A 23263-nucleotide genomic window follows, 5' to 3' on the forward strand; every position below is an offset into this window, starting at 1 on the left:
CCAAATTCGCTGTAAAGTCTGGTGCATAGGCAGTATATGGCGAACCATGCTTGAACAACCGCACAGTCACATCATGTCCTGCCGTTGAATATGCAGCAAAACTCAATCGGTAGCGTGTGTTCGCTTCAAGTGCTACTCCTGTCTGGAATAATTGGATGTTCCCTCCACCGCTATTCAAAGTAAGCTTTGCAGCATTAATTCCTACATAACCATAATGTCCTACAGTGAAACTGCCTGCACCGTTAGTATAGAACAGCCACGGAGTAGTTCCTGATTCAAATCCCGGGTTCGAAAGTGCCAATGCTTTTACAGGCATTGAAAATGCCATTAATGTTACAAACATTGAGATTAGAATTATTGTAATCTTATTTAGTTTTTTAATTTCCATGCTACCACCAATTTCTTAAAGGAAGGAAAATTTTCCAGATTTCCTGCGTTTTTTTTATAAGAAATCACATGGTATATATTAAACTATCGATTTTTATATGGGCATATGGATAATTATAACGATAATAATCATGATATTGTTGGAAAAGTAAACTAACTTTAAGCCATTTTTATTTATGTCCTGGTCTTTATTCGGACTTTTATCATAACTGCCAAACAACTTCCATGTTTGGATCAGATGCATATGAAAAACTGATATCTAAAGACCATATTGGAATTCCTATCAAAGATTCTTCATACAATCGAAGTGCACAGGATGATTTCAGAGATAGAATCGGTGAGATCTATGTTCTTCAAAGAAGAAAATAAGAAATACAGAAGCAATACAGAAGCAATGAAAGAATTCCAGAGCGCCCTGGATACATATCCTGATTATTCGGATGCTCTTTATGGACTTGGGAGTGTAATGAATTTTGCTGATACTTCTATGAAGTAAGACAAATATAATAGGAGTTGAGTGACATGGCAGAATTATTTACACGTGAACAAGCAAGGGCATGGCTTAGGGCGAACAATCTAAAAACGGGTAAAAGCATCCAGGATGCTTTCATTAACGAGATAAAAGGAGTTCTTCAGGAAGCATTAGAAGAAGAAATGAATAACACTCTTGGTTATTCAAAATATGACTACACAAATAAAAATACCGATAACTCAAGAAACGGTCATACAAAAAAGACTGTAAAAAGTCAGTTTGGCAAAATAGAACTTGATATCCCAGGGGACGCTGATAGTGGACATGAACCTTAGACTTTCTGTTTAGATTTCCACGCGTACCAGACAATCAATGATAGAGCCACAACTGTTGAAAACGTCATTAGTGTCTCCCCAGACAGTTTTGCCACAGTCGCAATCACGCCAATGAAAAGGGCGGCAAAGACTGCGCCCACGATGATGTTTGCCCAGCGATTTATCGAATCCTTCAAGGTCAGGGACAAGAAAGCCATTATCAATGGTACTAAGAATAAGATTGCAAATAGCAGTATCAGTTCAGGTTCTATTTTCATGCCCTCTACTTCGCCTGCCATTATTCCCGCTATTACACCTGGCTCCATTAGCGCCAATATCTGGTGAGCCAAGAAAGCCACTGCACTAAACAGCCACAGCACTGAAATCTTTATCTTCCAATCTTCCAAAAACCTATCACTTCTTTGAACTGTGTTTCAGATGTTTGTGACATTAAACGGTATAAGACTTTCGAGCTAAAAGTCGGGTTCAATGATATATATTTAAAGCAATAAATGAATTCTTAATAAGGAGTGATGAAATCATGGCAATAGAATCTAAAGCACATCCACACGAGGAATTAATAAAAGGAGTCTATGAGCAACTGAAAGAAGTACTCGAAGAATCAAAGCAAGCTATCTATGTATATCTCGATGACCAACATATGACATATAATCAGAGATTTGCTTCTTTGTTGGGATACAAATCAGTCGAGGAATTGTCAAAAGTAAAAGAACCATTTATAGAAGCTTTTGTAATGGATAAAAGTCAAGACATTCTTGTACATGCTTATAGACATGCAATGGAAGATAAGATTGGTTCTTGTATTGAGATTTCATTAAAAAAGAAAACAGGAGAGTCAATAAATGTAAAGATGATCCTGGTGCCGATAAGTTATATGGGAGAACTGCTTGCCCTCCACTTTATATCAAAAACCTGATTAACAATTAGGCGGATATGTGATCATCATGCCATTAATCTTCGCAAAAGGCGTAAGCGAATGAGACGAACTGCGTTTCTGGCTCATGATGTGTTCAACACTTATACCACGAACCAAAAGTGCGTCAGCAATAAGAGAACGATGACAGCGCCAGGGAACAGCTTCGGCGCACATTAAAGCGATTTGTTCTGACTTTGCAAGGTTAATCAACTCCTCTAAGCTTTTTTTAAATTCTTCTGTCAGCATATAGTCAGCAAAACCCCTGAAAGATGAATTATGCCAGCCCGTATTAGGTGATTCTTTCCGTGCGTGGCGAAGTCCGCCCAGCCCTGGCATATGCGTATATCTTATGTCCGCAGTATGCAGATTATCGGGGAGTGTATCCTGGTTGAACTGAGGGTTATGTCTTGAACGTGGAATCGTGCGGACATCAACAAGCATTGTTATGGAATGCGCCTGCAAAAGACTGATGAACGCATCTAATGCTTTTGTTGAATGTCCAATCGTGAATACGACAGGGGATTTTTCATAACTATTTTTTATCATAGATACCATCCCGCATAAGTCGATCCAGCAACAAATGGAAATATAGAAATCCGCTGTAGGGCTCCCATCTTGAAAGAATACGCCTGACATCTTCATAGCTCATCGGCTCTTTTAGTTTCAACCAGAGCTGCAGGTTCCTGCGGGCACCCATATCATCGCCAGGGAATAGATGGATCCTTCCAAGACCTCGAAGCATGACATATTCAGCTGTCCAGCGCCCCACACCCCGCAACTGGCACAGGCGCGCAAGGACAGTTTCATCATCCAGTGCGTCCAGGTCTTCCTGAACCAGGCACTTATCAGTCATCATCCGGGCAAGTTCGATAATTGCACGCGCCTTATTATTGCTTAATCCCAACCTTCGGATATCCCGGGGTTCCAGTCCTGCCAGGTCTTCAGGCCGGGGAAAAGCGGAGAGAGTTGTGTTTTCTTTCCGGACAGACATGCCATAGTTTGAGGCCAATTTATTGAGCAGGAGAATGCCTAAAGTAAGAGTTATCTGCTGACAGGCGATTCCATTGACTAACGCCTCGAAGAGTGTTGGGAAGCGAGGTGGTTTGAGCCCGCGAAATCGTGCAGCCAGTTGTGCAAGTTGAGCATCTCCTGAAGCAAGAACATAGAATTCCGATAGGTTTCGCCCGGTACCCAGCATTTGTTCCACTATTGTTACTAAAGCAGGTTTTAACGACAAAGATCCAGCGTATGCGGCTTCAATCTTAAGCTCGGGATCATCGGGCGGGCCGATCTGTGTGACCGAAACATCCACAGCCTGGCCATCCAGTGCCAGCAGCCGACCGTATGTTTTACCATCCCACCGGTCCACAATATTATTTGCCCGGCGGCGCAAAGCCCATACAGTCAAATCGAGTCGAAAAGGTGCCGCCGATTTGATCATGAATGAGATGGGTTTCAAACGTTTGCAATTATTTTCATCTTCATCTATTGGCAAAATTTCCCCCTGGTTAGTTATTAGCGTTTTTTAATAATAAGAATATGGCTGGGTCTTTAAATAGCAATTTCTTTGATATAAAATTCGTCAGTGATGTGTTCCCTCCACGATCTTAACACCCTTATTGGCTATCATCTGCTTTATTTCCTCAATATGAGGGCACTTAGCATAGCTTTTTTCAAGGAGCATACATGAACTCAGGTGAATTACATCAACATCATGTTTCATGAGGCTGTCCACAAGCCTGAAAATTCTCCTGCCAGGGCATCCGCCGCATGTGAAAAATCCTATCATTTCAGCATCTTTCCCATATTGCTCAAAATGTACTTTTCGTTTGTTGAATGCCTTAAAACATGCAACCCCAGGGCAGGTCTCACTCACTATATCGCACCTGACGACTGCAATTTTTGTTGTTTTTGCTTCTTTTTCTTCCTTTCCCATCAGGGCCCTGAATTGCAAAGCCGCCTCATTTACATCCTCGATTGTTACTACGTTTTTCCCTTTCTTTTCAACAGCTGTTTCAATGCCCATTTTAGCCATGCTTCGGACATGTTCAGGTACTTTTTCAAGTTCTTTTAATGCATCCGGCTTCCATTCCATTATAATTACCTCAGTAGATCATATTGAAGTTTTACTCAATAAATATTTTTAATATTTACTTAGATGAATTACCCATCGACTTCCAGATATTGTATATGAATATGAAAACCGATATAGCTTCTATCAGGCCAAAGATCATAACTGCTGTTGCAGCATCAGAAGCATCCTTTTCTTTGAGCATATACATCCTCATAAATGGGTATGAAAGCGAAAGGCCGATCAATCCGATATTGGCAAGCCAGAATTGTATTATTCCGAGTTTTCTGCTATGAAGCGCCCTGCTGGTATAGCGCGGGATGCTTTCATATGCCAGCCCGAAAAGCATGAATGATACCCATCCAATAAGTGCAAAATGCGAATGCATGAAACTGTATCCAGGACCAATAGTGATAAGCACACCCAGAATCGTGCTAAGGGCAAGGTAGACCAGGCTTGTTTTTATAAAAAGTCGTGCTAAGTTATTCATAATCTAATTTAATATTAAAATTTTGATATTATTTAAATCCGTAAGTTACAACTTCCATATCGGCATCCATTAGATAATCAAAATCGATCAATTTATCCCATCCTGCTTTTTCGAAAACCCCGCCAATACACAGACCCAGTATCTGGCGGTCAGGATGTCCTTTTGTGATTTCATCTATCATTGTATTCAAACCCTTTACATCCACTTCCATTTTTGGCATGGCAAGGCCGCCGAGAAGCACAACAGTATCAGAAGAAGGGTCTGCTTTTTCACCAAGCTGCATCCCGTAATCAGTCATTTCGACCTTTGCTGCCATATCTTTCCTGAGATTGGGAATAAATACCATCTCTTTTCCCGCATCACGTAAAACATATCCAAGAAGTTCTGCAAAAGGATTGCACCAGCCCGGACAGCCGATAAATGTTATCTTTTTCCTTCCACGCGCAAGTTTCCTGAAAGCTGTTAACATTCCACCGATGCCGGATGCTTTTTCTATTGGTTTCATGGGATCACAGGAGTCAGGATTGTCAAAGAAGGATATAAGGGTTTATTAATCAGTCAGTTTTAAATAATTAAGAGTCAAACTGGGTACCATATGTCTGAGATTATTCCTGATGATACACTTGATGTGCGCGGTGAATGCTGCCCATATCCACTCATACTTACAAAAAAACGCGTCGAGCAGTTAAAAAGCGGTGAAATCCTGCTGATAACAGCCGATGATCCGGTTGCACCACAGAATATTGATTCATGGGCAAAAAAATCCGGAAATAAAATACTTGCTGTCAAGCAGGAAGGGAAGACTTTTAAAGTATATGTCCAGAGGATTTAACTGAGTGAACTACCACCCTGCCCCCTCTACCCCACGTTATAAGTTTTGGATTATTACAACAGAGTTTCTTCGATAGTAAAAGCATCTCTCCCGCAATCCACGCATGACACCATTGCAACCCCTTTGATGAAATCAGCGTTACTTAGCGGTATTAGATGTTTACAATTAGGACATTTATATTGAGTTTTACGTTGAGTTAGTCTATTCATCTTCATCACAATTATTAATGATTATTCATTGTATATATGCCTTGCGGTGTTTACCATGATTATTGATGATAATAAATGGATCATTGGTCACGCCTGGCCTTTTGATTCACCCAGCACGACCCCGGTGGCTATAATGTGCGCCACACGAAGCGGCTCCGGGATGTTGCTGTGCGTTGAGGTTAACCGGATTATCTCAACCGCGCTTTCCTTATCAAGTCCGCATACCTGGATAAAAACGGGGTTTTCCTGCTCTATTTTATGTATCATGCCTGCGCGCTGGATTATCTCCCATCTTTTTTCAGGGTCAGGGAGATGCAAAAGAGCAAGCTTGATTTTACCAAAATCAGGGCAGGAACGCATGAAAACAATTACAGGCAGATCAGTTTCTTTACAGATGCAGGTTATATCCACAGGATTAAATCCTGCATATGTGACTCCATCAAGCATTATAACCCTTATCTGGGTATAATATTTTGAATCCTTAATGATACGGATCAAAACATCAGTCGCATCCATGCCGTCTTTTGTGACCTCTGCTCTCAGGATGCCGTCAAGCTGTTCACCGCCGCGGAAAAAAGCTCCGATGATCATTACTTTTTCATTTATCAAAGGTGAGTCATCAATAGCAAGAATACGAATCTCAGGTTTTATATGCATTATATTTCGTTGGTTATGGCATTTATTAAAGATTTCTATTCGGTGAACTACCCCTCCCTCTCGGAAGGGGCTTCCTGTTTCATTGCTTCTCCATTGAGACTGCTCAAACAGGCTTTAAATCCCGTAGTTCCTACGGTACTACTTCTACTTTCGATTATATTCGCTGATACATGATCCCTATCAGCAACTAAACCACAATTAGGACATCTATGGGTCCTCATTGAAAGTTTTTTTGGTACTTTATATCCACATATACATGTTTGAGAAGTACCATATGGATTAACCCGTTCAACTACTTTCCCAGCATATTCTGCTTTGGATTCTGTTAAACTGATTAATTGTGACCAACCTGCATCTGAGATTGATTTAGCAAGATGATGATTCTTCACCATGTTCTTGATCTGTAAATCCTCAAATACAATATGATCATATTGATTGACAAGATTTGTACTTAATTTCTGATTGAAATCTTTTCTTTGATTTCTGATTCTTCGATGTACTTTAGCTACAACGATTCTCTGTTTGTTTCTATTCTTTAATCTGAGCTTTTTCTTGGAAAGATGTATCTGTTCCCTTGCAAGTTTTTTTTCAGATTTTCTTAAGAACTTTGGTGGTTCTATCGATTCACCATTACTTAGAGTAATCAATGATTTAAGACCAACATCAATTCCTGTTCTGGTCTTGATCTTAACAGGTATAATGGGAATGTCAATGTCACATGAAAAAGTAACATACCATTGATCAATATCTTTCTTTATAGTACAGGTCTTGATTTTACCCTCAATATCTCTATGTTGAATTATCTTGATATTTCCTATTTTCGAGAGATTAAGTTTTCCATCTTTGATTGAAAACCCCGATTGTGGATATGTGAAACTATTATATCTGTTTCTTCCCTGAAACCGAGGATAGCCAAAACCATTGAAGTAATTCTTAAAACTTCTATCAACTCTTTTCAGGACATTCTGTAGAACCTGAGAGAATACTTCTTTCTGATAATCTGTTTTTGACTCCGACAGATTATTAGCCTGATCATAGTAATTAACCCATTCTGGTTTTGCCCATGAAGTTACACCAAATGTTCTTTTCAGTTCATTAAGTTCAGCTTCTCTTCTTCGTTCTTCAAGAGAACTATTGTAAAGGTATCTGCATGTAGAAAGTGTTCTATTCAGTTTAACTTCCTGATTTTTTGTTGGATATATTCTGAATTGATATGATTTTTTCATGCTATCTGAACAATCTATATATGTCTTTGATACTATATATTCGTTATGCCTATCCCTTAAAATGCTATCTGAACAATACTTTTTTCGGGATAGGTATTACACTTGCAAAGGGTACGATTCATCCCCTCGCTTTCGCAAGGGGTCTTCTCCACCCTTTGAACCTACGAGATAATTTTAATAATGCCTCCTACAATAATGATACTCATGAAGTTTGCTGAAAGATGTCCGAAATGCGGTGGTTTTGTCCAGACTAAAAGTGTACGAAAATCCATCGGGCTTGGATTTGTTGAGATCCCGGTTGCCCAGTTCTGCCTGAATCCTGTTTGCGACTGGTACCAGGATTTTGCCGAGACAAGAAAGCCTGAAGATATTAAGGAGGGCTTTCAGTTAAAGATCCCGTCCATTGATAGAAAGTTGCCTGCTTTTAAAAATCCCGAATTCAAAATACCGGAGATATCCAGAAACCAGATGATTGCGCTTGCTGCAATAATTGGATTAATTGTTATTTATACAATTTTTACTTATTTAGTTCCTGTGAATCATTTTGATCCGGGTAATGGTGTTAATCAGAAACAACCCGTGCAATCAGGATTACAGAATAACAATACTACACTATCATCAGTAACCCCAAAAATTCCTGCTATTGTTCCTGCAACAATACCTGCTGCTATTCCACCTTCAATAATTGAACCACCTATAAAAATTGATGTTGCTCATGGTTTTTATCCTCAGGTCATAACTATAAACAAATCTGATACTATAACCTGGAACAATGAGGAGAACCAGCGCACCAGGATCGTACTGGTAAGTAAAGATGGCCTGTTCGAAAAAAAGCTCATGCTGTATCCGGAGAGATATCAATATCAATTCAAACAGGAGGGAAAATATACATTCGTCCTGGCTGAATATCCATCGTACAAAGAATATAAAAACGCAACAGGCACTGTGATCGTAAGATGAAAATATAATGTTTATTCGTTTGGATAATATTATATTCCCAAAACCTAATAGTAGGTCATGGGTGAAAATTAATGGCAATAGGTTTCGTATTGATCAATGTTACTCCTGGAGCGGAAAAAAAAATATTTGACACCATGATAAAATGGGAAGAGATCCAGGAACTGTATCCTCTTTTTGGTGATTACGACCTGATCGCGAAAATCCAGGCAAACGATTATGAGGGATTAAGCGAGATCGTGGTCAATAAAATAAGGGCTTTAAAAGGAGTTACTGAGACAAAAACGCTGACAGGAGCGAAATTCTGATCTAAAAAAACCTGGATGCAAGTGTTGATTTTACATCGCATATCCCGGCAAAGCCGCAATATTCGCATGGAGCCTCTTTTGGTCTTTCCGGCATAAAGCCCTCCTGGATTTTCTTTATCTTATCCATCACCTGCAGGACTTTCCTGCGCTCATGCCGTTTGATAACAACCGGTCTTATGATGCCCCAGCGTGCATATTCGACAAATCCTTTTTCAACAATTGAATTGTATTTTTCTTCCACGAGAATCGAATAGGCAGTCAGCTGGAGCCGATCGCTGTTCCAGACGCCATTTTCAGGCATATTGCCGGTTTTTATTATCGAAGGGACAGAGCTTTCATTTATTTTTAACAACCTGTCAGAGCTGCCTGAAAGTCCGAATTTATCCGAGCGTAGAACGGGTTCATCCTGAATGAACTCGCCTGAATAGAATTCTCTATTTACAGACAGATTTGAAGAAATTGTTCCGATCAGGGGGCGTATATCAGTTACGGATTTTGCGATCGCTGCATTATCAATCTTGCCCAGTTCATTACGGTAGATCACACGAATCTCATTTGAGATCCTTTCAAGTTCATTATTCAGGAAAGTTTGCGCATCAGCACAATTACATGCAGATCCATATGTCATGGCCAGTTCTTTCAGGATCAGTCTTTCCAGATATCCTGATGAGACTTCGCTTACCAGGTCGTGCCCCTTGTTTGTGAAATAGCACATCCGGGGACATTTAAGGTAAGTAGTGATGTCTGAGACTTTTATCATGGGATGTGTAAATATCCCGCTTATTTAAAAATATTGCCCATTGGAAGGGGTTGGAATTGTTATGTTTCGACAAACTGATAATCTTCATACAGATTTGGAAGATATTGATATCTTTTTTATAAAATGATATTTAAGCTTGGTCTTCAGAACCTGATGTTTCTTAGAGCTTGTCTGAATATTTATTTTGGACAGGATTTACAGGATGGACAGGATTAATTTCCATCCTGTAAATCCTGTAATCCTGTCCAAAAATGCCTCTGAATACTCACTCATAACCAATTATGTGCATCGAATCGGTGTGAAAAACAAATGTAGGTCAAATTTTCAGACAAGCTCTTAGGACGTATGTAGAAATTTGAGTTCGCCAGTTAGGAAATTTTTTAAATCTTCTCGTACGAAAAAACCACAGAGCACTCAGAGGACACAGAGAAAGATTAACTCTGTGATCTCTGCGTCCTCTGTGGTTGGTTCGTATTTCGAACGCCTGAAAATTTGTATGAAGAAGGATGTTTCTTGTTATGGCTCTTCTACCTGGGATAATCATGTATGAGCGCCCCAGGGGGTAAGTCTGGAAGTGGTGCGTACCCCTTCCGGCGCAAGCGCAAAAGCGCTTTGGGGTATGGGGTTGACCCCGGCGCGACAAGAACGGGGGCGCGACTCGTAGCGTAATGAAGGCTCGGAGTGGAACGGTATAAGAGTATGCTACGGTTCGTCCGTCAGAGCGCCTGCGAGGACGTTTTGCGCATTCTTGGCTAATATAGAATAAGTGTGAAAGCGAAGCGATAAACACATAAAATTAGCATAGAATGTTAACTGTGAATATTATTAATCTATGTCTTGGATAATATATAATAATTAATAAAAATTTTATTAAAATCAACGATAGTAATTTACTAACTTAACAAAGATAGACATTAAGGATCTACATTTGCTTTTTTGCAAGCACTTTCATATCTTTCTTTATCGATCTGTGCAATCATTATTGGGCCTGTTGCCCCTATTCCATACCTCTTTTTCGGGTTATTTACCTCAATAGGTTTTGGAAAGATTTTTATATCATTCAATCTTACGAATTTCTCATATCCAGAGTCATTATCATAATCTATAAAATCAGAACCTAAAGTAGCACGGGCAAAAAATATTGGATATGGATATTCACTCAGCTTTTTTCCCTCCCGATCCTTCGCAGACAGATAAAACAATACTTTTTCGCCATTATGAAGCTTTCTTGCATTACTTGGTGTTCTGCTCTCATCATTATTTGAACTTACAAAATCCCATATATTATTATCCATTATATAGTCACTGGCATCTTCTAATTTTTGATCTTTTCTTCTGGCTATAATTATCCAATAGTTTGTCATATAAATTAATTTGATTGAATTTAAAACAATTTAAATATATCCCTTAAGGCAATGCTCATAAATAAGTATTGCACAACAGGATGATTTCAAAAACTAATTATAACAGTTGTCAAAAAACGTGATTTGTTTATTATTTAAGTAAGAACAATTCAGCAGCATCTTCAAATAACATTTTTAGGGTCGTTCTTCTTCATTAAACTCTCAAACATCTTTCCGTCAGCCTGGCACAATTTATCGCAATCCGTATTTCTCATCAATCTGATTTAATTAGTATTACATCCATAAAACTAAATCTTAATGGAGATACAAAAATGGTCAAGTTTTTAGAAACAACAGGTGTGTCAGCTGAACTGACTGAATTGATTAAGAATTCAGAAGAAAAATTATTCTTAATTAGCCCATATCTCCAAATAGCTGATAGACTTAGACATCTTATAAAAGAGAGAGATTCTAGAAAAATTGATATTAGAGTGATATTTAGAACCGATAAATTAAATGCTGAAGAAATGAGTTTTTTGCAGGGATTAACTAGCGTTAAAATTTTATCTTGTGATAATCTACATGCTAAATGCTACCTGAATGAAAATGCTGCAATAATAACCTCCATGAATTTATATCAGCATTCTCAGCAGAATAATTGGGAAATGGGGATTAAAATTGAGAAAAATAATGACCCTGAATTATATAAAAAAATATATGATGAAGTAATGTTCATAATCCAAAATAGCCAGCATACTCCTTTTTCTATAAAAAAAATAGAGAAAGAAGGCCCTGTTATTCCAAAAAGCACTTCTAAAAAACCACAAACCATCATTGATGGAGAAGGTTTTTGTATTCGCTGTGGCACGGATTTAAAAATAAATCCAGAAAAGCCACTTTGTTTCAATTGTTATAAGTTTTGGGAAGAATTCAGCAACCCATTATATAAGGAGAAATTCTGTCACATTTGTGGTAAAGAATCTTCAACTACTTATGAAAAACCAGTTTGCTATAGCTGTTATAAAAAACAGAAAAATTAGCTTCCTTTTTTTCAATATTTCAAATTGTGTTGCTGAATAAAGAGGAACGATTGCTCGTTCCCCCTCTTCTAAGAACCGTACGTGAAACTTTCGCTTCATACGGCTCAAGCATTTTATCACCCCTTAGTAGGGCAGCAGTTATTTGTCATGGTCACAGTATCAGGTTTGCAAACTTTCTTTACGTTTTTCAGTACTTTAAATGTGTTATCTGTTAGTTTCTTGAAACGTTGTTTCATTTTTCTTGAAACAAAATATTCCACATCAAGATAGGGATTTTTGTCTAACTTCATTGGAGTATGTCGAACTATCTTCTTATCAGATAGAAGTTTCAATTGTTTATCCTTCGTTGAGAAAACCCAATTATTATTTCCTACTGTATGCCAGTATCTATTGGAAGTCCAGAAATTGGATTTATCAGTGTGTCTTCTTTTAGCCCAATGCCATAGCATTTCCCAGATTCTATGGTCGAGTTTATTGAATATTTCACTGGATACAACCGATTGGTGATAGTTAGACCAACCAGTTATTACGGGATTAAGGGCCTTAATCAATTCTTCTTGTGTCCAAGCTTTCCCCTTCTTGATTATATTACTGATTTTCTCAGTAAATTTATCAATGGATTTCTTGGAAGGTTTAACAAGAAGTTTGCCCTTATATTTTCTGAAATTCCATCCGAGGAAATCAAAACCATTGTCTATATGGGTTATTATCGTTTTCTCATCAGACAATTCCAGACCTCTACCTTTCAGGAAATCTTTAATCAATTCCTTGACTTCCTTGGCTATTTCTTCCGTTTTGGCAGTAACAATGAAATCATCAGCATACCTTACAAAGTTTACTTTGAATTTGGAAGCCTGAACATTGTGTATATTTCCACATGAATTTCGGTGGTATTTATCAATTATTATATTCTCAATTCCATCTAATGTAATATTAGCCAGAATTGGGGAAATTATACCACCTTGTGGAGTTCCTGCATCCGTAGGAAATAGTTGGCGTTCAAATACATAGCCAGCCTTTAGAAACTGTTTCAGAATTGATTTATCCATCAGTACATTGTCTAATAACCATTGATGAGAGATGTTATCGAAACATCCTTTAATATCTCCTTCCAGTACCCAGGCAGGTGAGTATTTACGAGACAAACAAATGAAAATCTGTTCACAAGCATCGTGTGTGCTTCTGAACTTTCTGAATCCAAATGATGTCCTGTCACCTGTTGCTTCTGCAATCGGGTCTAATGCCATAGCATAGAGCGATTGTATAGCTCTGTCACACATTGTTGGAATGCCTAAAGGTCGTTTCTTGTTTGACCCATATTTCTCAATAAAGACTCTTCTTAGCGGTTTTGCTTTATACCCTACATCAGTTAGAGCAAGAGCAGCTTTCATTTTGGCTTCTGGTGATGACCATGTTTCACCATCTATGCCTGCTGTTCTTTTGCCCTTATTTTGAGTTACGTTCAATGTTGCTAACAGTTTCGCATAATACGAATGTGTTAGAAGATACTGCAAACTTTTTACTAAGTACCATTTACATTCTTTAACCGCTTTTGTGATCCTGACTTGTATCCGATTTACATGTTTCTGAGCCTTCTTCCAGTCGATGTTGTTCCACTGGTTTTTCAAAAGCATGTTTGCAGGTTTCTCATCTTTCGATGTAATTGAATCTCCTGCATTCATAGGTTTACCTTCATTCACACAATAAAACACCGTAGAGTAAGTCAGCATCCTTTCGGATTAAGGCAAATCTTGAACCTCTATACAATTTATTACGAATTGTCATTCGCTTTTTACTCTCTCCTCTACCCCTTATGCCATTGTTACTCCTTGCGAAGTTTCTACCTTTTGGGAGCATATTGGGTTTACCAAGTTCTACGTCGTGCATAATTTTTGGATACTTTAGAAGCCACCTATAAGCCGGAAATCTTTTGTCCGTTTCCTATAATGTATGTGCAGCCATCATGGTCTGATTCCATACCTTTTGGTTTAAGCGTTTCAGACTATTTTCGCTTATTAATCCTTACGACTCTTACAATGGTTCAACGTTCGTTTCTTCATGGCATCCTTATCCTAACAGTTCATTTAATTTAGTCTTTAAATTTCTCCATGTTGTCCTGAGAGCTTTACACCCCGGTGTTGCCACCAGCGCATATCTCAGTAGGATTATCCCAAACGGAAGGGATAGCGCACGGCAATGCACGATGTAACTTCTTGTCACGAGCACATAGGCATAATTACCAACATGAATTGAAACGGTCTCGTTTATTTATCAAAAAATTTCAACTCTCTGCATACTCTTTAAGCGATTAAGAGCCTATCCAAAAAGCCAATAATGATATATGTAAAAGTTACAACAATCACAACATTTTTCGGATAGGGCCTTAGTCCGATACAATATACCAGATTGCATTGTAATGACTTTCGTTAATCAGTGGGAAAGTATTTATTCAATCTTTATCCTTAATATTCAGTCATGGCCCAGGATAAAGTAACGTGACCTGGGCTTGAACAAAATTGCATTAAGAATAATTATTATAAGAAGGGAGAAGTTATGAAGAAGAAAAAGACAAACGAACAAGCCGATAAATCCAGCACTGAATTGCGGCAGGAGTTGGTGGATCATTTCCGTGAAAAGCGAGAACTTCTGAGGCATCAATGGGTAGAGCAGATGATTTCCAAGGGATTGCTCGCAGGTCTGACACGGGAAGAAATTGAGACCGAATCAATGACGATCTATGATACCTGTATCGTCTGCCTGGAAACCGGAGAATATGACGGCGCCCAGACCTATGCCATACGCATGGCCGAACGCGGCGTGCTGCGGGGAATGACGAGCGAACAAATAATCGGCGGTTTGCTCACTCTTCGCGATGTGTATGGTCGCAGCCTGTTTGAGCGATATCAGCATGATATGGAGAGATTATCATCAGCTCTGGATATCTACGAACCTGTCGCCAACAAGATTCTTTCCATCGTTGCACTCGCTTTCGTCGAAGAGCGCGAAAAAGTTGTCCGCCAGCAGCAAGAGGCTATCCAGGAACTCTCAACTCCGGTATTGCAGGTTCGTGACCAGATGCTCATCCTGCCGATCATCGGAGTGATCGATACGCATCGTGCCCGCCAGTTAACCGAGCAATTATTGCGCACCATCCGCATCAGCCGGGCCAAGGTCGTAGTTATGGATATTACCGGTGTCCCGGGTGTGGATTCTAAAGTGGCTAATCATCTGGTGCAGACGGTGGATGCATCGCAGCTTATGGGTGCAACAGTCATCGTTACGGGTATATCACCCGAGATTGCCCAGACTCTTGTCACTCTTGGTGTGGACTTGACCAAAATGAATACAGTAGGCGACCTGCAAGGTGGGATTGAAGAAGCAGACCACTTATTAGGTTACAAGGTTGTAAGAGTAGAATCCTCAAATGGCTTTATTCGTAAAGAAAAGGTGTAAAGAAAAATGTTGGTTCCGATTCTCAAACAGGGTGATTATCTGATCGCTTCTGTTCAATCAGAGTTGAGCGATGCCGATTTGCTGAAATTACGGGATGATCTGGTAAGTCGTGTAGGCGAGTTCCGTTCACGCGGAGTCATAGTGGATGTCACTATTCTGGATGTAATGGACTCTTTCGCAACCCGGACCCTGCGTTCCATGGCGCATATGATCATGCTGCGCGGTGCAAAAACAGTCATCGTCGGGATACAACCTGAGGTCGCATTTTCGATGGTGCAGCTGGGCTTGAAGCTGGAAAATGTAGCGACCGCGCTGGATCTGGAAGAGGGAATGGCACTCCTTGACCGTCAAACAAAAGGAGATACCAGGCGTGGCTGATGAAAATTGCATACCAATCAATTCCGAAGTCGATATAGTGACAGCTCGCCAGAAAGGGCGGGAAATGGCGGCGAAGTTAGGCTTCTCATCCACAGAATTGACCCTTATCGCTACTGCCATATCTGAGATAGCGCGTAACATCGTGGAATATGCCAGGGAGGGTGAAATCTCCCTGAGCATCGGCCAGCAGGGTGATAAACGAGGCATTGTTGTAATCGGCTGCGATAATGGGCCAGGCATTCCCAATATCAAGCTGGCTATGCAGGATGGCTATTCAACCGGGAAAAGTCTGGGGCTGGGACTTCCAGGGGCGAAGCGATTGATGGACGAGTTTGAAATCGTCTCTGAAGTCGGCAAGGGAACAAAAGTAACTATGAAGAAATGGGTGCAAAACCATGCCCGATGAAGTGACCGATCCACTCAGGTTGATCGAATCGGGTTTTTTCACTATGCCATTGCCAGGACAGGATGTCTCAGGCGACAGTCTATTGATCAAATCGTTTAAAAACGGCATCCTCATAGCTGTTGTTGATGGGTTAGGACATGGCTATGAAGCGGCTGCGGCTGCCAGGATTGCCATTGAAACGCTTGATATCAATACCAATGCTAACGCCAATACCGATGCTAACGAACAAATTACAGCGATGGTCAGGCGCTGCCATGAGGCTTTGAAGGGAACACGCGGAGTGGTGATGAGCATTGCATTCCTGGATTTACTTGATAAGAAGATTACCTGGCTTGGTGTTGGCAATATTGAAGGTATGCTGCTGCGACAGGATACAAATTCAGTTATTTCGCACGAGAGATTGCTGTTACGCGGCGGAGCGTTGGGTTATCAACTCCCGTCATTAAAGGAATCCGTTATCCCGGTCATGCCTGGTGATACGTTGGTTTTTGTCACAGATGGTATTCGAAGCAGCTTTGAAACCTGTATAAACTTGAGTGAAAAGCCGCAACAAATTGCTGATAATATCATGGCACAGTTTGCCAAAAGGACAGATGATGCACTGGTTCTTGTTGTGCGGTATATATGCAAATAAGAAATGACAATCCGGATGAACTAAGAAAACAATACATCTCGGCGCTTCAGGATTACCTTGAAGAAGGGAAGGAAAAGTCTCTGGAGCGTGCTTATGAGCTTGGGCGAAAAGCAATAGCCGACGGGAGAGGTATCCTGGATATGGCAGCAGTTCACCAGGATGTGCTGATTACGGTCTTGCCGCAGGCAATAAAACAAGGAGAAATAGAAGAAACCTTAAAAAAAGCAGCGCAATTCTTCTCTGAGAGCATTGCACCGTTTGAAATGACCTTTCGCGGGTTCCATGATTCTATTACTGAATTGTATAACATGAACAAAATTCTGGAACAGTCGGAGATGAAATTCCGCTCAGTGGTACAGGCAGCAAATGATGCGATTATTTCAAGCAAGAGCAATGGAAACATCATTTCATGGAACAAATGCGCAGAAACTATATTTGGCTATTCCGAAGGGGAAGTACTTGGTAAATCGCTCACCATCCTGATGCCTGAGCTACTCAGATATATCCATTCCAGGAGATTGGAACGGTTAATGTCATGTGAATCTGAATACAACGAAAAAATGCTCGAATCTTACGGGCTCAAGAAAGACGGCAGTGAATTTCCAATTGAGATTTCTATTGCAGCCTGGAAAACAGAAGAAGGAACATTTTACACAGGTATCGTCCGCGATATCACTGAACGCAAGAGGGCGCAAGAGAAAATACGTGAACGGGCATCGCTTCTTAATATAACGCACGACGCTATTGCGGTCAGGGACTTAGAACACAGGCTTACCTACTGGAATAAAGGCGCAGAGGGATTATATGGCTGGACCGAAGATGAAATCAGAGGAAAAAATGCAAATGAGCTTCTCTATAAGGAAGAATCGCCAGATCTTATGGAAGCCAAAAAGATCGTTATTGAAAGGGGCAAATGGGCCGGAGAGCTTTGCCAGGTAACAAAAGATGGCAAAGAGATCATTGTGGATAGCCGCTGGGTACTGACCTACGATCGCAAGGGTGCGCCAAAATCGATTCTTATCATCAACACTGACATAACTGAGAAAAAGAAGCTTGAAGCGCAGTTCCTGCGGGCCCAGCGTATGGACAGCCTGGGTACGCTTGCAGGAGGAATAGCGCACGACCTTAACAATATACTGACGCCAATAATGCTCTCGTTGCAAATGTTAAAAGAAGAATGCCCTGATGAAAACAAACGGAAAATGGTCGATATACTCGAAAGAAATACCATGCGCGGAGCTGATTTGATAAAACAGGTGCTATTATTTGCGAGGGGAGCAGAGGGGGAACGCAGGACTGTTCAGGTAGCATATCTGATCTCGGAAATTGGGAAAGTCACAAAAGAGACATTTCCAAAATCTATCGAAGTAAGGCTCAGTATACCCAGGGGACTGTGGGAAGTCACCGGAGATGCCACACAATTATATCAGGTTCTCATGAACCTGTGTGTGAATGCACGGGATGCGATGCCGGAAGGTGGAATTCTTGAAATATCCGCTGAGAATCTATTCATTGATGAAAACCATAAACGGATGAATATCGAGGCTAAAATCGGTCCTTACATTGTTATTACTGTTGCTGATACCGGGACAGGAATCCCTCCTGAAATACTGGATAAGGTTTTTGAACCGTTCTTCACTACAAAAGCGCATGGAAAAGGCACTGGTCTTGGTCTTTCAACGTCTGTCGGGATCATAAAAAGCCATTCGGGATTTATAGATGTGCAAAGCGAAGTTGGAAAAGGGACAACATTTAAGGTCTATTTGCCATCTGCTGCAACAACAGAAACGCAGCAAGTAAAAGCGCAGGAGCTTACTACGGACACCGGGAATGGGGAAATGATCCTCGTTGTCGATGATGAAGCTTCAATCCGTGAAGTTACAGGTGCGATTTTAGAAACAAATGGATACAGGGTAATCACTGCCTCTGATGGAGCTGAAGCTCTCTCATTGTATAAGGAGAAAGGAACGGAAATTAAAATTGTTCTTATAGATATGGCAATGCCGGTTATGGATGGCCAGACATGTATCCGGGAACTTGTTAAAATTAACCCGGAAATCAAGATAATAGCAGTAAGCGGTTTAATAGAAAAAGAGAGTTTTTCAAAAGTTGCAAAACAGGTAAATACTCTTTTAAATAAGCCTTACAGTTCTGAAGAATTATTAAAAACCATAAAAGATATTTCAGGATGACTCAAATTATTAACTCTTCTTTTTCAACATCCCTGTCTTGCAATGAGAGCCTGGATACCCTGAACTTTGACCCATCCGCAAGAAGTGCTTCCTTGTGACCCTGCACTCGCGCGGCTGCAATCCGGCCGATGGCATCGGCTTTCATTATACCGCTTCCTGAAGTCCCGCCAACCCATGTAAGATTGGCTACGGACTCAATAACAGGGGTCATATCAGGCCAGTGGTAATCATAGTATCCTGCCCATTTGAGGGACAATATAAAATCCAGTTCCGGGAAATAATGGTTTAAAACAGGCTCTATCGCGCGTTGAAAATAAAGAGGATCAGGTTCCGGGTCAGACATCAGGAAGGGCTGGCCCAGGTCATCGGCGCAGCCAACTATTATAATATTTTTATCAAATACTGGTTTTATATAAACCCCGCCTGCCGGAAGTATTATGGCAGGTCTTATTGTTGATGTTGAATCCGCAAGGAGTCCGGCATTATTTTCTATTTTTAAAGCGAAGAGCTGCCGTTTTTTGGGGAGTATGCCTGAAGCGATACCGATGGGTGCAAGCAGATCATGTGTCCAGGCCCCGGTTGCCACGATGAACTCTTTTGCATTATAGGTATTTCCTTTCTGGTCTACGATCCCATCAATAAAAACGTTATCCCAGGGTGCATAGCAACTGTTCTGTCCTGTTATAATAAATTCTTTAATGTCTGTATTAAAATTTATTTCTCCTCCCATAGATTTAAAAAGAGAGGCATAATGCCGGGCAAGTGCTGTTGCAGAAAGAGAACCGCATAGATGGCAGAAAATCCCGGAATTAACATCAGGAAAATGACCTTTTGCCTGATAGTTTATCCCGAGAATGTCTGCAATTCTGTCCCTGTCCAGGATCTCAAACTTATTCTTTTCCGGGTCAAGCTCATGGATGGCTGTCCGGGAGGCATTCCATTGTTCTTTCGAAAACAACCAGAGATAACCTGTCGGATCAAGCTGGACTTTTGTGCCCGGTTCAAGATAATAACTGATAGAACTACCAGCCAGCAACCGGTTTGTACGTGATGAAAAAAAGTTCCTGAATAGAGCCGCACTTTTAGCTGTATTTCCTGCACCTGCTGTGTGATACCTGTCAATGAGCAGTATCCTGCTCTCTGGCAGCGCTTTTTTCAAGTAACATGCAGTTGCGCTTCCTATGACGCCAGCACCGATGATTATAAAGTCAAAGAATCCAGGTGTTCTTTTCAATCCATTAGCCATTTCCCAACCACTTTCCGATATTCTCAATCAGTATTAGGTTTTTGATTTAATATAAGTAACCCAAAGATTAAAGATTATACACCAGGATGATATAAATGTGAAATCATGAACAGCAATTGTATATTCTGCAGTATTATCAAAGGTGAATCGCCTGCAGATTTTATTTATAGAGATGAAGACTTTGTGGTTTTCCATAATATAAGACCTTCAGCGCCCGTACATGTCCTGATGGTGCCGGTTGAACACATCGAAAGCCTCAATGAACTAAAAGAGCACAACGTTGAGGTTATATCAAGGATGATCCTTAAGTCAAAAGAAATAGCTGAAGAACTGGGTATTAAGGACAGCGGTTACAAGCTTGTAATAAACGTGGGCAGCGGCGCAGGACAGGTTATATTTCACCTGCATATTCATCTTATAGGGGGATGGAGCAAAAGTTAAGTTGCGTACTTAATTTTTATTTTTTGTCTTCCGAAAACTACTTAAAGCTTTTAGGAACATAATATATTTCATGGGGTTTTTCATTTTCAGGAGGTAATCAGTGTGAAATTCAATGGGGTAAATCATCTTGCAATGGCAACAGGCGATATGGATAAAACCATCCTCTTCTGGCGTGATCTTCTTGGCATGCGGCTTGTCGCAGGTCTTGGACAGCCAGGGTACAGGCATTACTTTTTTGAGATTTCCCCTTATGACCTGCTTGCATTCTTTGAGTGGAAAGGCGTTGAACCGATGGTAAAAAAGGAACATGGAAGCCCGGTAAAAGGCAGATTCGGTTTTGATCATGTCTCATTTGGAGTTGAGGAAGAAGAGGATCTCTGGGAACTAAAAGATAAGCTTGAAGCAGCTGGCTTCTGGGTATCGAAAGTAATCGACCATGGTTTCATACATTCCATCTATAGCTATGATCCGAATAATATCCCGATAGAATTCAGTCATAATGTAAGCGGCACTGATATCAGAAAGAATCCTTTTATGGGAGATAAACAACCAACAAAATTAGCAATTGAAGGTTCGGAGCCTCAAATTAATAAAAACCCAGTCAAACGTGCAACTCCAATTGGAGAAAGAATTGTTTATCCGGGTGTTGGAAGTGAACTTTTCCATGGGTACAAAAATGTTGAGTAAAATAATCGGAATTTATTGTCAGGAGGTTTTTAAATGAAGAAAATGACAGAACAGCATCTTATCAATGCATTTGGAGGAGAAAGCCAGGCGCATATGAGATATTTGCATTTTGCAAATCAGGCCGAAAAAGAGAAATTTAATAATGTAGCGCGCTTATTTCGCGCAATCGCCCATGCTGAATATATACATGCGGGAGACCATTACCGGGAGTTAAAACACCTGGATGGGGGATTTGTTGCAGATAGCATGGCAGCTTTTGGCCCTGGCGATTCCAGGAAAAACCTTAAATTGGCCATTGCCGGTGAGACATTTGAAATTGAAGAAATGTATCCGGTTTACATGGAAGTGGCAAAATTCCAGGGAGAAAAAGGTGCACAAAGAAGTTTTGAATATGCATATGGCACTGAAAAAATGCATAAGCTGCTTTATGAAAAAGCATTAGATTCAGTTAATTCAGGAAATGACGTTAAACTTGGTCCAGTCCAGGTTTGCGAAGTTTGCGGATATACCGTGGAAGGAGAAGCGCCCGATAAATGTCCCCTCTGCGGCGCATCCAGAGACAAATTTACAGCATTCAAAGCTTAATCAGTTATGAGAAATAATTTTAGGACTATACACATATAGTTATATATTATATAAATAATATCAACAATCCATATATACAATCAAATATCAGTAAATCAGGAATATTAATGGAAACACGCAAAGTCTACGTAAGCGGCGGTTCTACATATGTGATTTCGCTGCCAAAAAAATGGGTCAAGAAAGTTAATTTGAAAGCAGGGGATTCTCTTGTTGTCACTGAACAGGCCGGAGCTTTGCTGTTTGAGACAAGCGTCATTGAAAAAGAATCACATGTAAAAGAGATCAGGATATCGCAGATGGAATCAAGCGATGCGCTTGCCCGTATTATTATCGCGAATTATCTTGTAGGATATGATACCCTGAAGATAAAACTTGACAGGAAAGATAACCTTTCGTACAGGGAGACCGTAAGGACGATCATCGATTATTTAATAGGCATCGAAATAGTTGAGGATACCGGCGATTCCATCATCCTTGAAATAATGGTTGATTATAAACGCATGATGTCAATCCAGATACTCCAGAGGATGTTCTCCATAAACAGGTCAATGCTTCTTGACCTGGGAAAGGCCATCACAAACCGGGACATCGGGCTTGCAAAAGATGTTATCGTAAGGGAGCGGGAGATAGACAGGCTCTATTTCCTGGTAGTGCGCCAGCTAAAAAGCGCTGTTGAACACCAGCAAATTGCGGAAAAACTGGGAATAAAAAACCAGAGGGATTGCCTTGGCTACAGGATCATCGTGAAAGTCCTTGAGCGAATTGCAGACCATATTGAAAACATCGCAAAAAGTTACATACAACTGTGCAAAACACAAAAAGAATTGCAGTTAGATGATTTCATAAAACTTAATAACAGTACTATTGCAATTTTTGAAAAATCCGTCAATTCCCTTTTTTCAAGGAATATCTCACTGGCTGAAAAAATATTCCATGAATTAAAAGAGAGAACAAAAGTGCATTCTGATATTTCAAACAAATTATTCCAGCAAAAAAATATCCAATCGGCTATCCTGCAAAAAACCATGCTGGACAGCCTTGGAAGAATAGCAAGCTACAGCGGCGATATCGCCGAGATCGCTATTAATATGTCGGCAGGGGCAACGGATTTTGAGGATTGAGGGATTTATCCGTTTTCGGGGAGACCGAAATTTCCTTATTGTCCGGATGTTGTGATCCATGCCTGCCAATACTTGAGCACAGACCTAATTTTTCTCTTGCTTTCCCTATATGCAAAA

29 protein-coding genes are annotated in these 23263 nt (G+C 40.3%); 16 read left to right on the forward strand and 13 right to left on the reverse strand.

Annotated elements, in window-relative coordinates; genetic code table 11:
- Window positions 1–388: carbohydrate binding domain-containing protein (locus tag CL181_RS03025; protein WP_176505032.1), on the reverse strand; the 388-nt coding region annotated here is incomplete at its 3' end.
- 345 nt (window positions 389–733) lie between these two features.
- Here CL181_RS03025 and CL181_RS20060 point away from each other — a divergent pair.
- Complete coding sequence (locus CL181_RS20060) at window positions 734–883, forward strand: hypothetical protein (RefSeq protein WP_176505033.1); 150 nt, start codon at window positions 734–736, stop codon at window positions 881–883.
- Between the two features lie 26 nt (window positions 884–909).
- On the forward strand, window positions 910–1194 hold the full coding sequence (locus CL181_RS03030; protein ID WP_217993073.1) for a transposase: 285 nt from the start codon (window positions 910–912) through the stop codon (window positions 1192–1194).
- On the opposite strand, the gene CL181_RS03035 is transcribed toward CL181_RS03030, so the two are convergent.
- The gene (locus tag CL181_RS03035; RefSeq protein WP_097297796.1) at window positions 1191–1553 is read right to left on the reverse strand and encodes a DUF6326 family protein; all 363 of its coding nucleotides are present in this window, start codon (window positions 1551–1553) and stop codon (window positions 1191–1193) included. The two genes, CL181_RS03030 and CL181_RS03035, sit on opposite strands and share 4 nt — an antisense overlap.
- A gap of 161 nt (window positions 1554–1714) precedes the next feature.
- Between CL181_RS03035 and CL181_RS03040 the strand changes: the two genes are divergently transcribed.
- Window positions 1715–2110, forward strand: a complete 396-nt coding sequence (locus tag CL181_RS03040; RefSeq protein ID WP_097297773.1) for a PAS domain-containing protein — start codon at window positions 1715–1717, stop codon at window positions 2108–2110.
- Here CL181_RS03040 and CL181_RS03045 read toward each other — a convergent pair whose 3' ends face one another.
- The 5 genes from CL181_RS03045 to CL181_RS03065 all read right to left on the reverse strand — a co-directional run bounded on the left by CL181_RS03045 (window position 2111) and on the right by CL181_RS03065 (window position 5176).
- Window positions 2111–2656 (reverse strand): DUF488 family protein, encoded by a 546-nt coding sequence (locus CL181_RS03045; RefSeq protein WP_097297774.1) that lies wholly within the window; start codon window positions 2654–2656, stop codon window positions 2111–2113.
- On the reverse strand, window positions 2643–3605 hold the full coding sequence (locus CL181_RS03050) for a DNA-3-methyladenine glycosylase (RefSeq protein WP_217993074.1): 963 nt from the start codon (window positions 3603–3605) through the stop codon (window positions 2643–2645). The genes CL181_RS03045 and CL181_RS03050 overlap by 14 nt, the downstream gene beginning before the upstream one ends.
- Before the next feature lie 87 nt (window positions 3606–3692).
- Complete coding sequence (locus CL181_RS03055; RefSeq protein ID WP_097297775.1) at window positions 3693–4205, reverse strand: CGGC domain-containing protein; 513 nt, start codon at window positions 4203–4205, stop codon at window positions 3693–3695.
- A gap of 55 nt (window positions 4206–4260) precedes the next feature.
- Complete coding sequence (locus CL181_RS03060) at window positions 4261–4671, reverse strand: cbb3-type cytochrome c oxidase subunit I (RefSeq protein WP_097297776.1); 411 nt, start codon at window positions 4669–4671, stop codon at window positions 4261–4263.
- Window positions 4672–4699: 28 nt separating this feature from the next.
- Window positions 4700–5176 (reverse strand): DUF2124 domain-containing protein, encoded by a 477-nt coding sequence (locus CL181_RS03065; protein WP_097297777.1) that lies wholly within the window; start codon window positions 5174–5176, stop codon window positions 4700–4702.
- Between the two features lie 90 nt (window positions 5177–5266).
- Here CL181_RS03065 and CL181_RS03070 point away from each other — a divergent pair, with 90 nt between their 5' ends.
- The gene (locus CL181_RS03070) at window positions 5267–5503 is read left to right on the forward strand and encodes a sulfurtransferase TusA family protein (RefSeq protein WP_097297778.1); all 237 of its coding nucleotides are present in this window, start codon (window positions 5267–5269) and stop codon (window positions 5501–5503) included.
- 296 nt (window positions 5504–5799) lie between these two features.
- On the opposite strand, the gene CL181_RS03075 is transcribed toward CL181_RS03070, so the two are convergent.
- Window positions 5800–6369, reverse strand: coding sequence for a DUF99 family protein (locus tag CL181_RS03075; RefSeq protein ID WP_097297779.1), 570 nt, complete (start codon window positions 6367–6369; stop codon window positions 5800–5802).
- Between the two features lie 47 nt (window positions 6370–6416).
- A complete protein-coding gene (locus tag CL181_RS03080; RefSeq protein WP_097297780.1) occupies window positions 6417–7595 on the reverse strand; it encodes an RNA-guided endonuclease TnpB family protein in 1179 nt (392 codons plus the stop codon).
- Window positions 7596–7799: 204 nt separating this feature from the next.
- On the opposite strand from CL181_RS03080, the gene CL181_RS03085 reads away from it, so the two are divergent.
- Window positions 7800–8555: a hypothetical protein gene (locus CL181_RS03085; protein WP_141398774.1), complete on the forward strand. Its 756-nt coding sequence runs from the start codon at window positions 7800–7802 to the stop codon at window positions 8553–8555.
- 71 nt (window positions 8556–8626) lie between these two features.
- Window positions 8627–8860: an Lrp/AsnC ligand binding domain-containing protein gene (locus CL181_RS03090; protein WP_097297782.1), complete on the forward strand. Its 234-nt coding sequence runs from the start codon at window positions 8627–8629 to the stop codon at window positions 8858–8860.
- A 1-nt stretch (window position 8861) separates the two neighbouring features.
- Here the strand turns inward: CL181_RS03090 and cas4 are convergent, their stop codons facing one another.
- Window positions 8862–9620: a CRISPR-associated protein Cas4 gene (gene cas4 / locus CL181_RS03095; RefSeq protein ID WP_097297783.1), complete on the reverse strand. Its 759-nt coding sequence runs from the start codon at window positions 9618–9620 to the stop codon at window positions 8862–8864.
- Window positions 9621–10534: 914 nt separating this feature from the next.
- Window positions 10535–10984, reverse strand: a complete 450-nt coding sequence (locus tag CL181_RS03100; protein ID WP_097297784.1) for a hypothetical protein — start codon at window positions 10982–10984, stop codon at window positions 10535–10537.
- 311 nt (window positions 10985–11295) lie between these two features.
- Between CL181_RS03100 and CL181_RS03105 the strand changes: the two genes are divergently transcribed.
- The gene (locus tag CL181_RS03105; protein WP_097297785.1) at window positions 11296–12003 is read left to right on the forward strand and encodes a phospholipase D family protein; all 708 of its coding nucleotides are present in this window, start codon (window positions 11296–11298) and stop codon (window positions 12001–12003) included.
- 116 nt (window positions 12004–12119) lie between these two features.
- Here CL181_RS03105 and ltrA read toward each other — a convergent pair whose 3' ends face one another.
- Complete coding sequence (gene ltrA, locus CL181_RS03110) at window positions 12120–13685, reverse strand: group II intron reverse transcriptase/maturase (RefSeq protein ID WP_176505034.1); 1566 nt, start codon at window positions 13683–13685, stop codon at window positions 12120–12122.
- A gap of 871 nt (window positions 13686–14556) precedes the next feature.
- Here ltrA and CL181_RS03115 point away from each other — a divergent pair.
- The 5 genes from CL181_RS03115 to CL181_RS03135 are packed head-to-tail and all read left to right on the forward strand — an operon-like array spanning window position 14557 to window position 19066.
- A complete protein-coding gene (locus tag CL181_RS03115; protein WP_097297787.1) occupies window positions 14557–15456 on the forward strand; it encodes an STAS domain-containing protein in 900 nt (299 codons plus the stop codon).
- A gap of 6 nt (window positions 15457–15462) precedes the next feature.
- Window positions 15463–15834, forward strand: coding sequence for an STAS domain-containing protein (locus CL181_RS03120; protein ID WP_097297788.1), 372 nt, complete (start codon window positions 15463–15465; stop codon window positions 15832–15834).
- Entirely contained in the window at window positions 15827–16240 is a 414-nt protein-coding gene (locus tag CL181_RS03125; protein WP_097297789.1) for an anti-sigma regulatory factor, read from the forward strand. Before CL181_RS03120 ends, CL181_RS03125 begins: the two co-directional genes overlap by 8 nt.
- Entirely contained in the window at window positions 16230–16874 is a 645-nt protein-coding gene (locus CL181_RS03130) for a SpoIIE family protein phosphatase (protein WP_217993075.1), read from the forward strand. Before CL181_RS03125 ends, CL181_RS03130 begins: the two co-directional genes overlap by 11 nt.
- Window positions 16865–19066: a PAS domain S-box protein gene (locus CL181_RS03135; RefSeq protein ID WP_097297790.1), complete on the forward strand. Its 2202-nt coding sequence runs from the start codon at window positions 16865–16867 to the stop codon at window positions 19064–19066. The genes CL181_RS03130 and CL181_RS03135 overlap by 10 nt, the downstream gene beginning before the upstream one ends.
- A 1-nt stretch (window position 19067) precedes the next feature.
- Here CL181_RS03135 and CL181_RS03140 read toward each other — a convergent pair whose 3' ends face one another.
- Complete coding sequence (locus CL181_RS03140) at window positions 19068–20312, reverse strand: FAD-binding oxidoreductase (protein WP_097297791.1); 1245 nt, start codon at window positions 20310–20312, stop codon at window positions 19068–19070.
- Between the two features lie 105 nt (window positions 20313–20417).
- On the opposite strand from CL181_RS03140, the gene CL181_RS03145 reads away from it, so the two are divergent.
- From CL181_RS03145 to CL181_RS03160, 4 genes are all read left to right on the forward strand, one after another.
- A complete protein-coding gene (locus CL181_RS03145; RefSeq protein ID WP_097297792.1) occupies window positions 20418–20753 on the forward strand; it encodes a histidine triad nucleotide-binding protein in 336 nt (111 codons plus the stop codon).
- A 102-nt stretch (window positions 20754–20855) separates the two neighbouring features.
- Entirely contained in the window at window positions 20856–21440 is a 585-nt protein-coding gene (locus CL181_RS03150; RefSeq protein ID WP_097297793.1) for a VOC family protein, read from the forward strand.
- Between the two features lie 33 nt (window positions 21441–21473).
- Complete coding sequence (locus tag CL181_RS03155; protein ID WP_097297794.1) at window positions 21474–22025, forward strand: rubrerythrin family protein; 552 nt, start codon at window positions 21474–21476, stop codon at window positions 22023–22025.
- Window positions 22026–22132: 107 nt separating this feature from the next.
- Window positions 22133–23146, forward strand: coding sequence for a phosphate uptake regulator PhoU (locus tag CL181_RS03160; protein WP_097297795.1), 1014 nt, complete (start codon window positions 22133–22135; stop codon window positions 23144–23146).
- The last annotated feature ends 117 nt before the right edge of the window (window positions 23147–23263 follow it).

It is taken from the genome of Candidatus Methanoperedens sp. BLZ2 (assembly GCF_002487355.1).
GTDB lineage: Archaea > Halobacteriota > Methanosarcinia > Methanosarcinales > Methanoperedenaceae > Methanoperedens.

What these genes read in the sequence shown, in the direction of transcription:
- CL181_RS03105 (WP_097297785.1), top strand. Translation starts at nt 11,296, where the DNA reads ATGGTCAAGTTTTTAGAAACAACAGGTGTGTCAGCTGAACTGACTGAA.
- CL181_RS03075 (WP_097297779.1), bottom strand. Translation starts at nt 6,369, where the DNA reads ATGCATATAAAACCTGAGATTCGTATTCTTGCTATTGATGACTCACCT.
- CL181_RS03040 (WP_097297773.1), top strand. Translation starts at nt 1,715, where the DNA reads ATGGCAATAGAATCTAAAGCACATCCACACGAGGAATTAATAAAAGGA.
- cas4 (WP_097297783.1), bottom strand. Translation starts at nt 9,620, where the DNA reads ATGATAAAAGTCTCAGACATCACTACTTACCTTAAATGTCCCCGGATG.
- CL181_RS03045 (WP_097297774.1), bottom strand. Translation starts at nt 2,656, where the DNA reads ATGATAAAAAATAGTTATGAAAAATCCCCTGTCGTATTCACGATTGGA.
- CL181_RS03070 (WP_097297778.1), top strand. Translation starts at nt 5,267, where the DNA reads ATGTCTGAGATTATTCCTGATGATACACTTGATGTGCGCGGTGAATGC.
- CL181_RS03120 (WP_097297788.1), top strand. Translation starts at nt 15,463, where the DNA reads ATGTTGGTTCCGATTCTCAAACAGGGTGATTATCTGATCGCTTCTGTT.
- ltrA (WP_176505034.1), bottom strand. Translation starts at nt 13,685, where the DNA reads ATGAATGCAGGAGATTCAATTACATCGAAAGATGAGAAACCTGCAAAC.
- CL181_RS03155 (WP_097297794.1), top strand. Translation starts at nt 21,474, where the DNA reads ATGAAGAAAATGACAGAACAGCATCTTATCAATGCATTTGGAGGAGAA.
- CL181_RS03090 (WP_097297782.1), top strand. Translation starts at nt 8,627, where the DNA reads ATGGCAATAGGTTTCGTATTGATCAATGTTACTCCTGGAGCGGAAAAA.
- CL181_RS03115 (WP_097297787.1), top strand. Translation starts at nt 14,557, where the DNA reads ATGAAGAAGAAAAAGACAAACGAACAAGCCGATAAATCCAGCACTGAA.
- CL181_RS03130 (WP_217993075.1), top strand. Translation starts at nt 16,230, where the DNA reads ATGCCCGATGAAGTGACCGATCCACTCAGGTTGATCGAATCGGGTTTT.
- CL181_RS03085 (WP_141398774.1), top strand. Translation starts at nt 7,800, where the DNA reads ATGAAGTTTGCTGAAAGATGTCCGAAATGCGGTGGTTTTGTCCAGACT.
- CL181_RS03140 (WP_097297791.1), bottom strand. Translation starts at nt 20,312, where the DNA reads ATGGCTAATGGATTGAAAAGAACACCTGGATTCTTTGACTTTATAATC.
- CL181_RS03135 (WP_097297790.1), top strand. Translation starts at nt 16,865, where the DNA reads ATGCAAATAAGAAATGACAATCCGGATGAACTAAGAAAACAATACATC.
- CL181_RS03145 (WP_097297792.1), top strand. Translation starts at nt 20,418, where the DNA reads ATGAACAGCAATTGTATATTCTGCAGTATTATCAAAGGTGAATCGCCT.
- CL181_RS03080 (WP_097297780.1), bottom strand. Translation starts at nt 7,595, where the DNA reads ATGAAAAAATCATATCAATTCAGAATATATCCAACAAAAAATCAGGAA.
- CL181_RS03065 (WP_097297777.1), bottom strand. Translation starts at nt 5,176, where the DNA reads ATGAAACCAATAGAAAAAGCATCCGGCATCGGTGGAATGTTAACAGCT.
- CL181_RS03160 (WP_097297795.1), top strand. Translation starts at nt 22,133, where the DNA reads ATGGAAACACGCAAAGTCTACGTAAGCGGCGGTTCTACATATGTGATT.
- CL181_RS03100 (WP_097297784.1), bottom strand. Translation starts at nt 10,984, where the DNA reads ATGACAAACTATTGGATAATTATAGCCAGAAGAAAAGATCAAAAATTA.
- CL181_RS03060 (WP_097297776.1), bottom strand. Translation starts at nt 4,671, where the DNA reads ATGAATAACTTAGCACGACTTTTTATAAAAACAAGCCTGGTCTACCTT.
- CL181_RS20060 (WP_176505033.1), top strand. Translation starts at nt 734, where the DNA reads ATGTTCTTCAAAGAAGAAAATAAGAAATACAGAAGCAATACAGAAGCA.
- CL181_RS03030 (WP_217993073.1), top strand. Translation starts at nt 910, where the DNA reads ATGGCAGAATTATTTACACGTGAACAAGCAAGGGCATGGCTTAGGGCG.
- CL181_RS03055 (WP_097297775.1), bottom strand. Translation starts at nt 4,205, where the DNA reads ATGGAATGGAAGCCGGATGCATTAAAAGAACTTGAAAAAGTACCTGAA.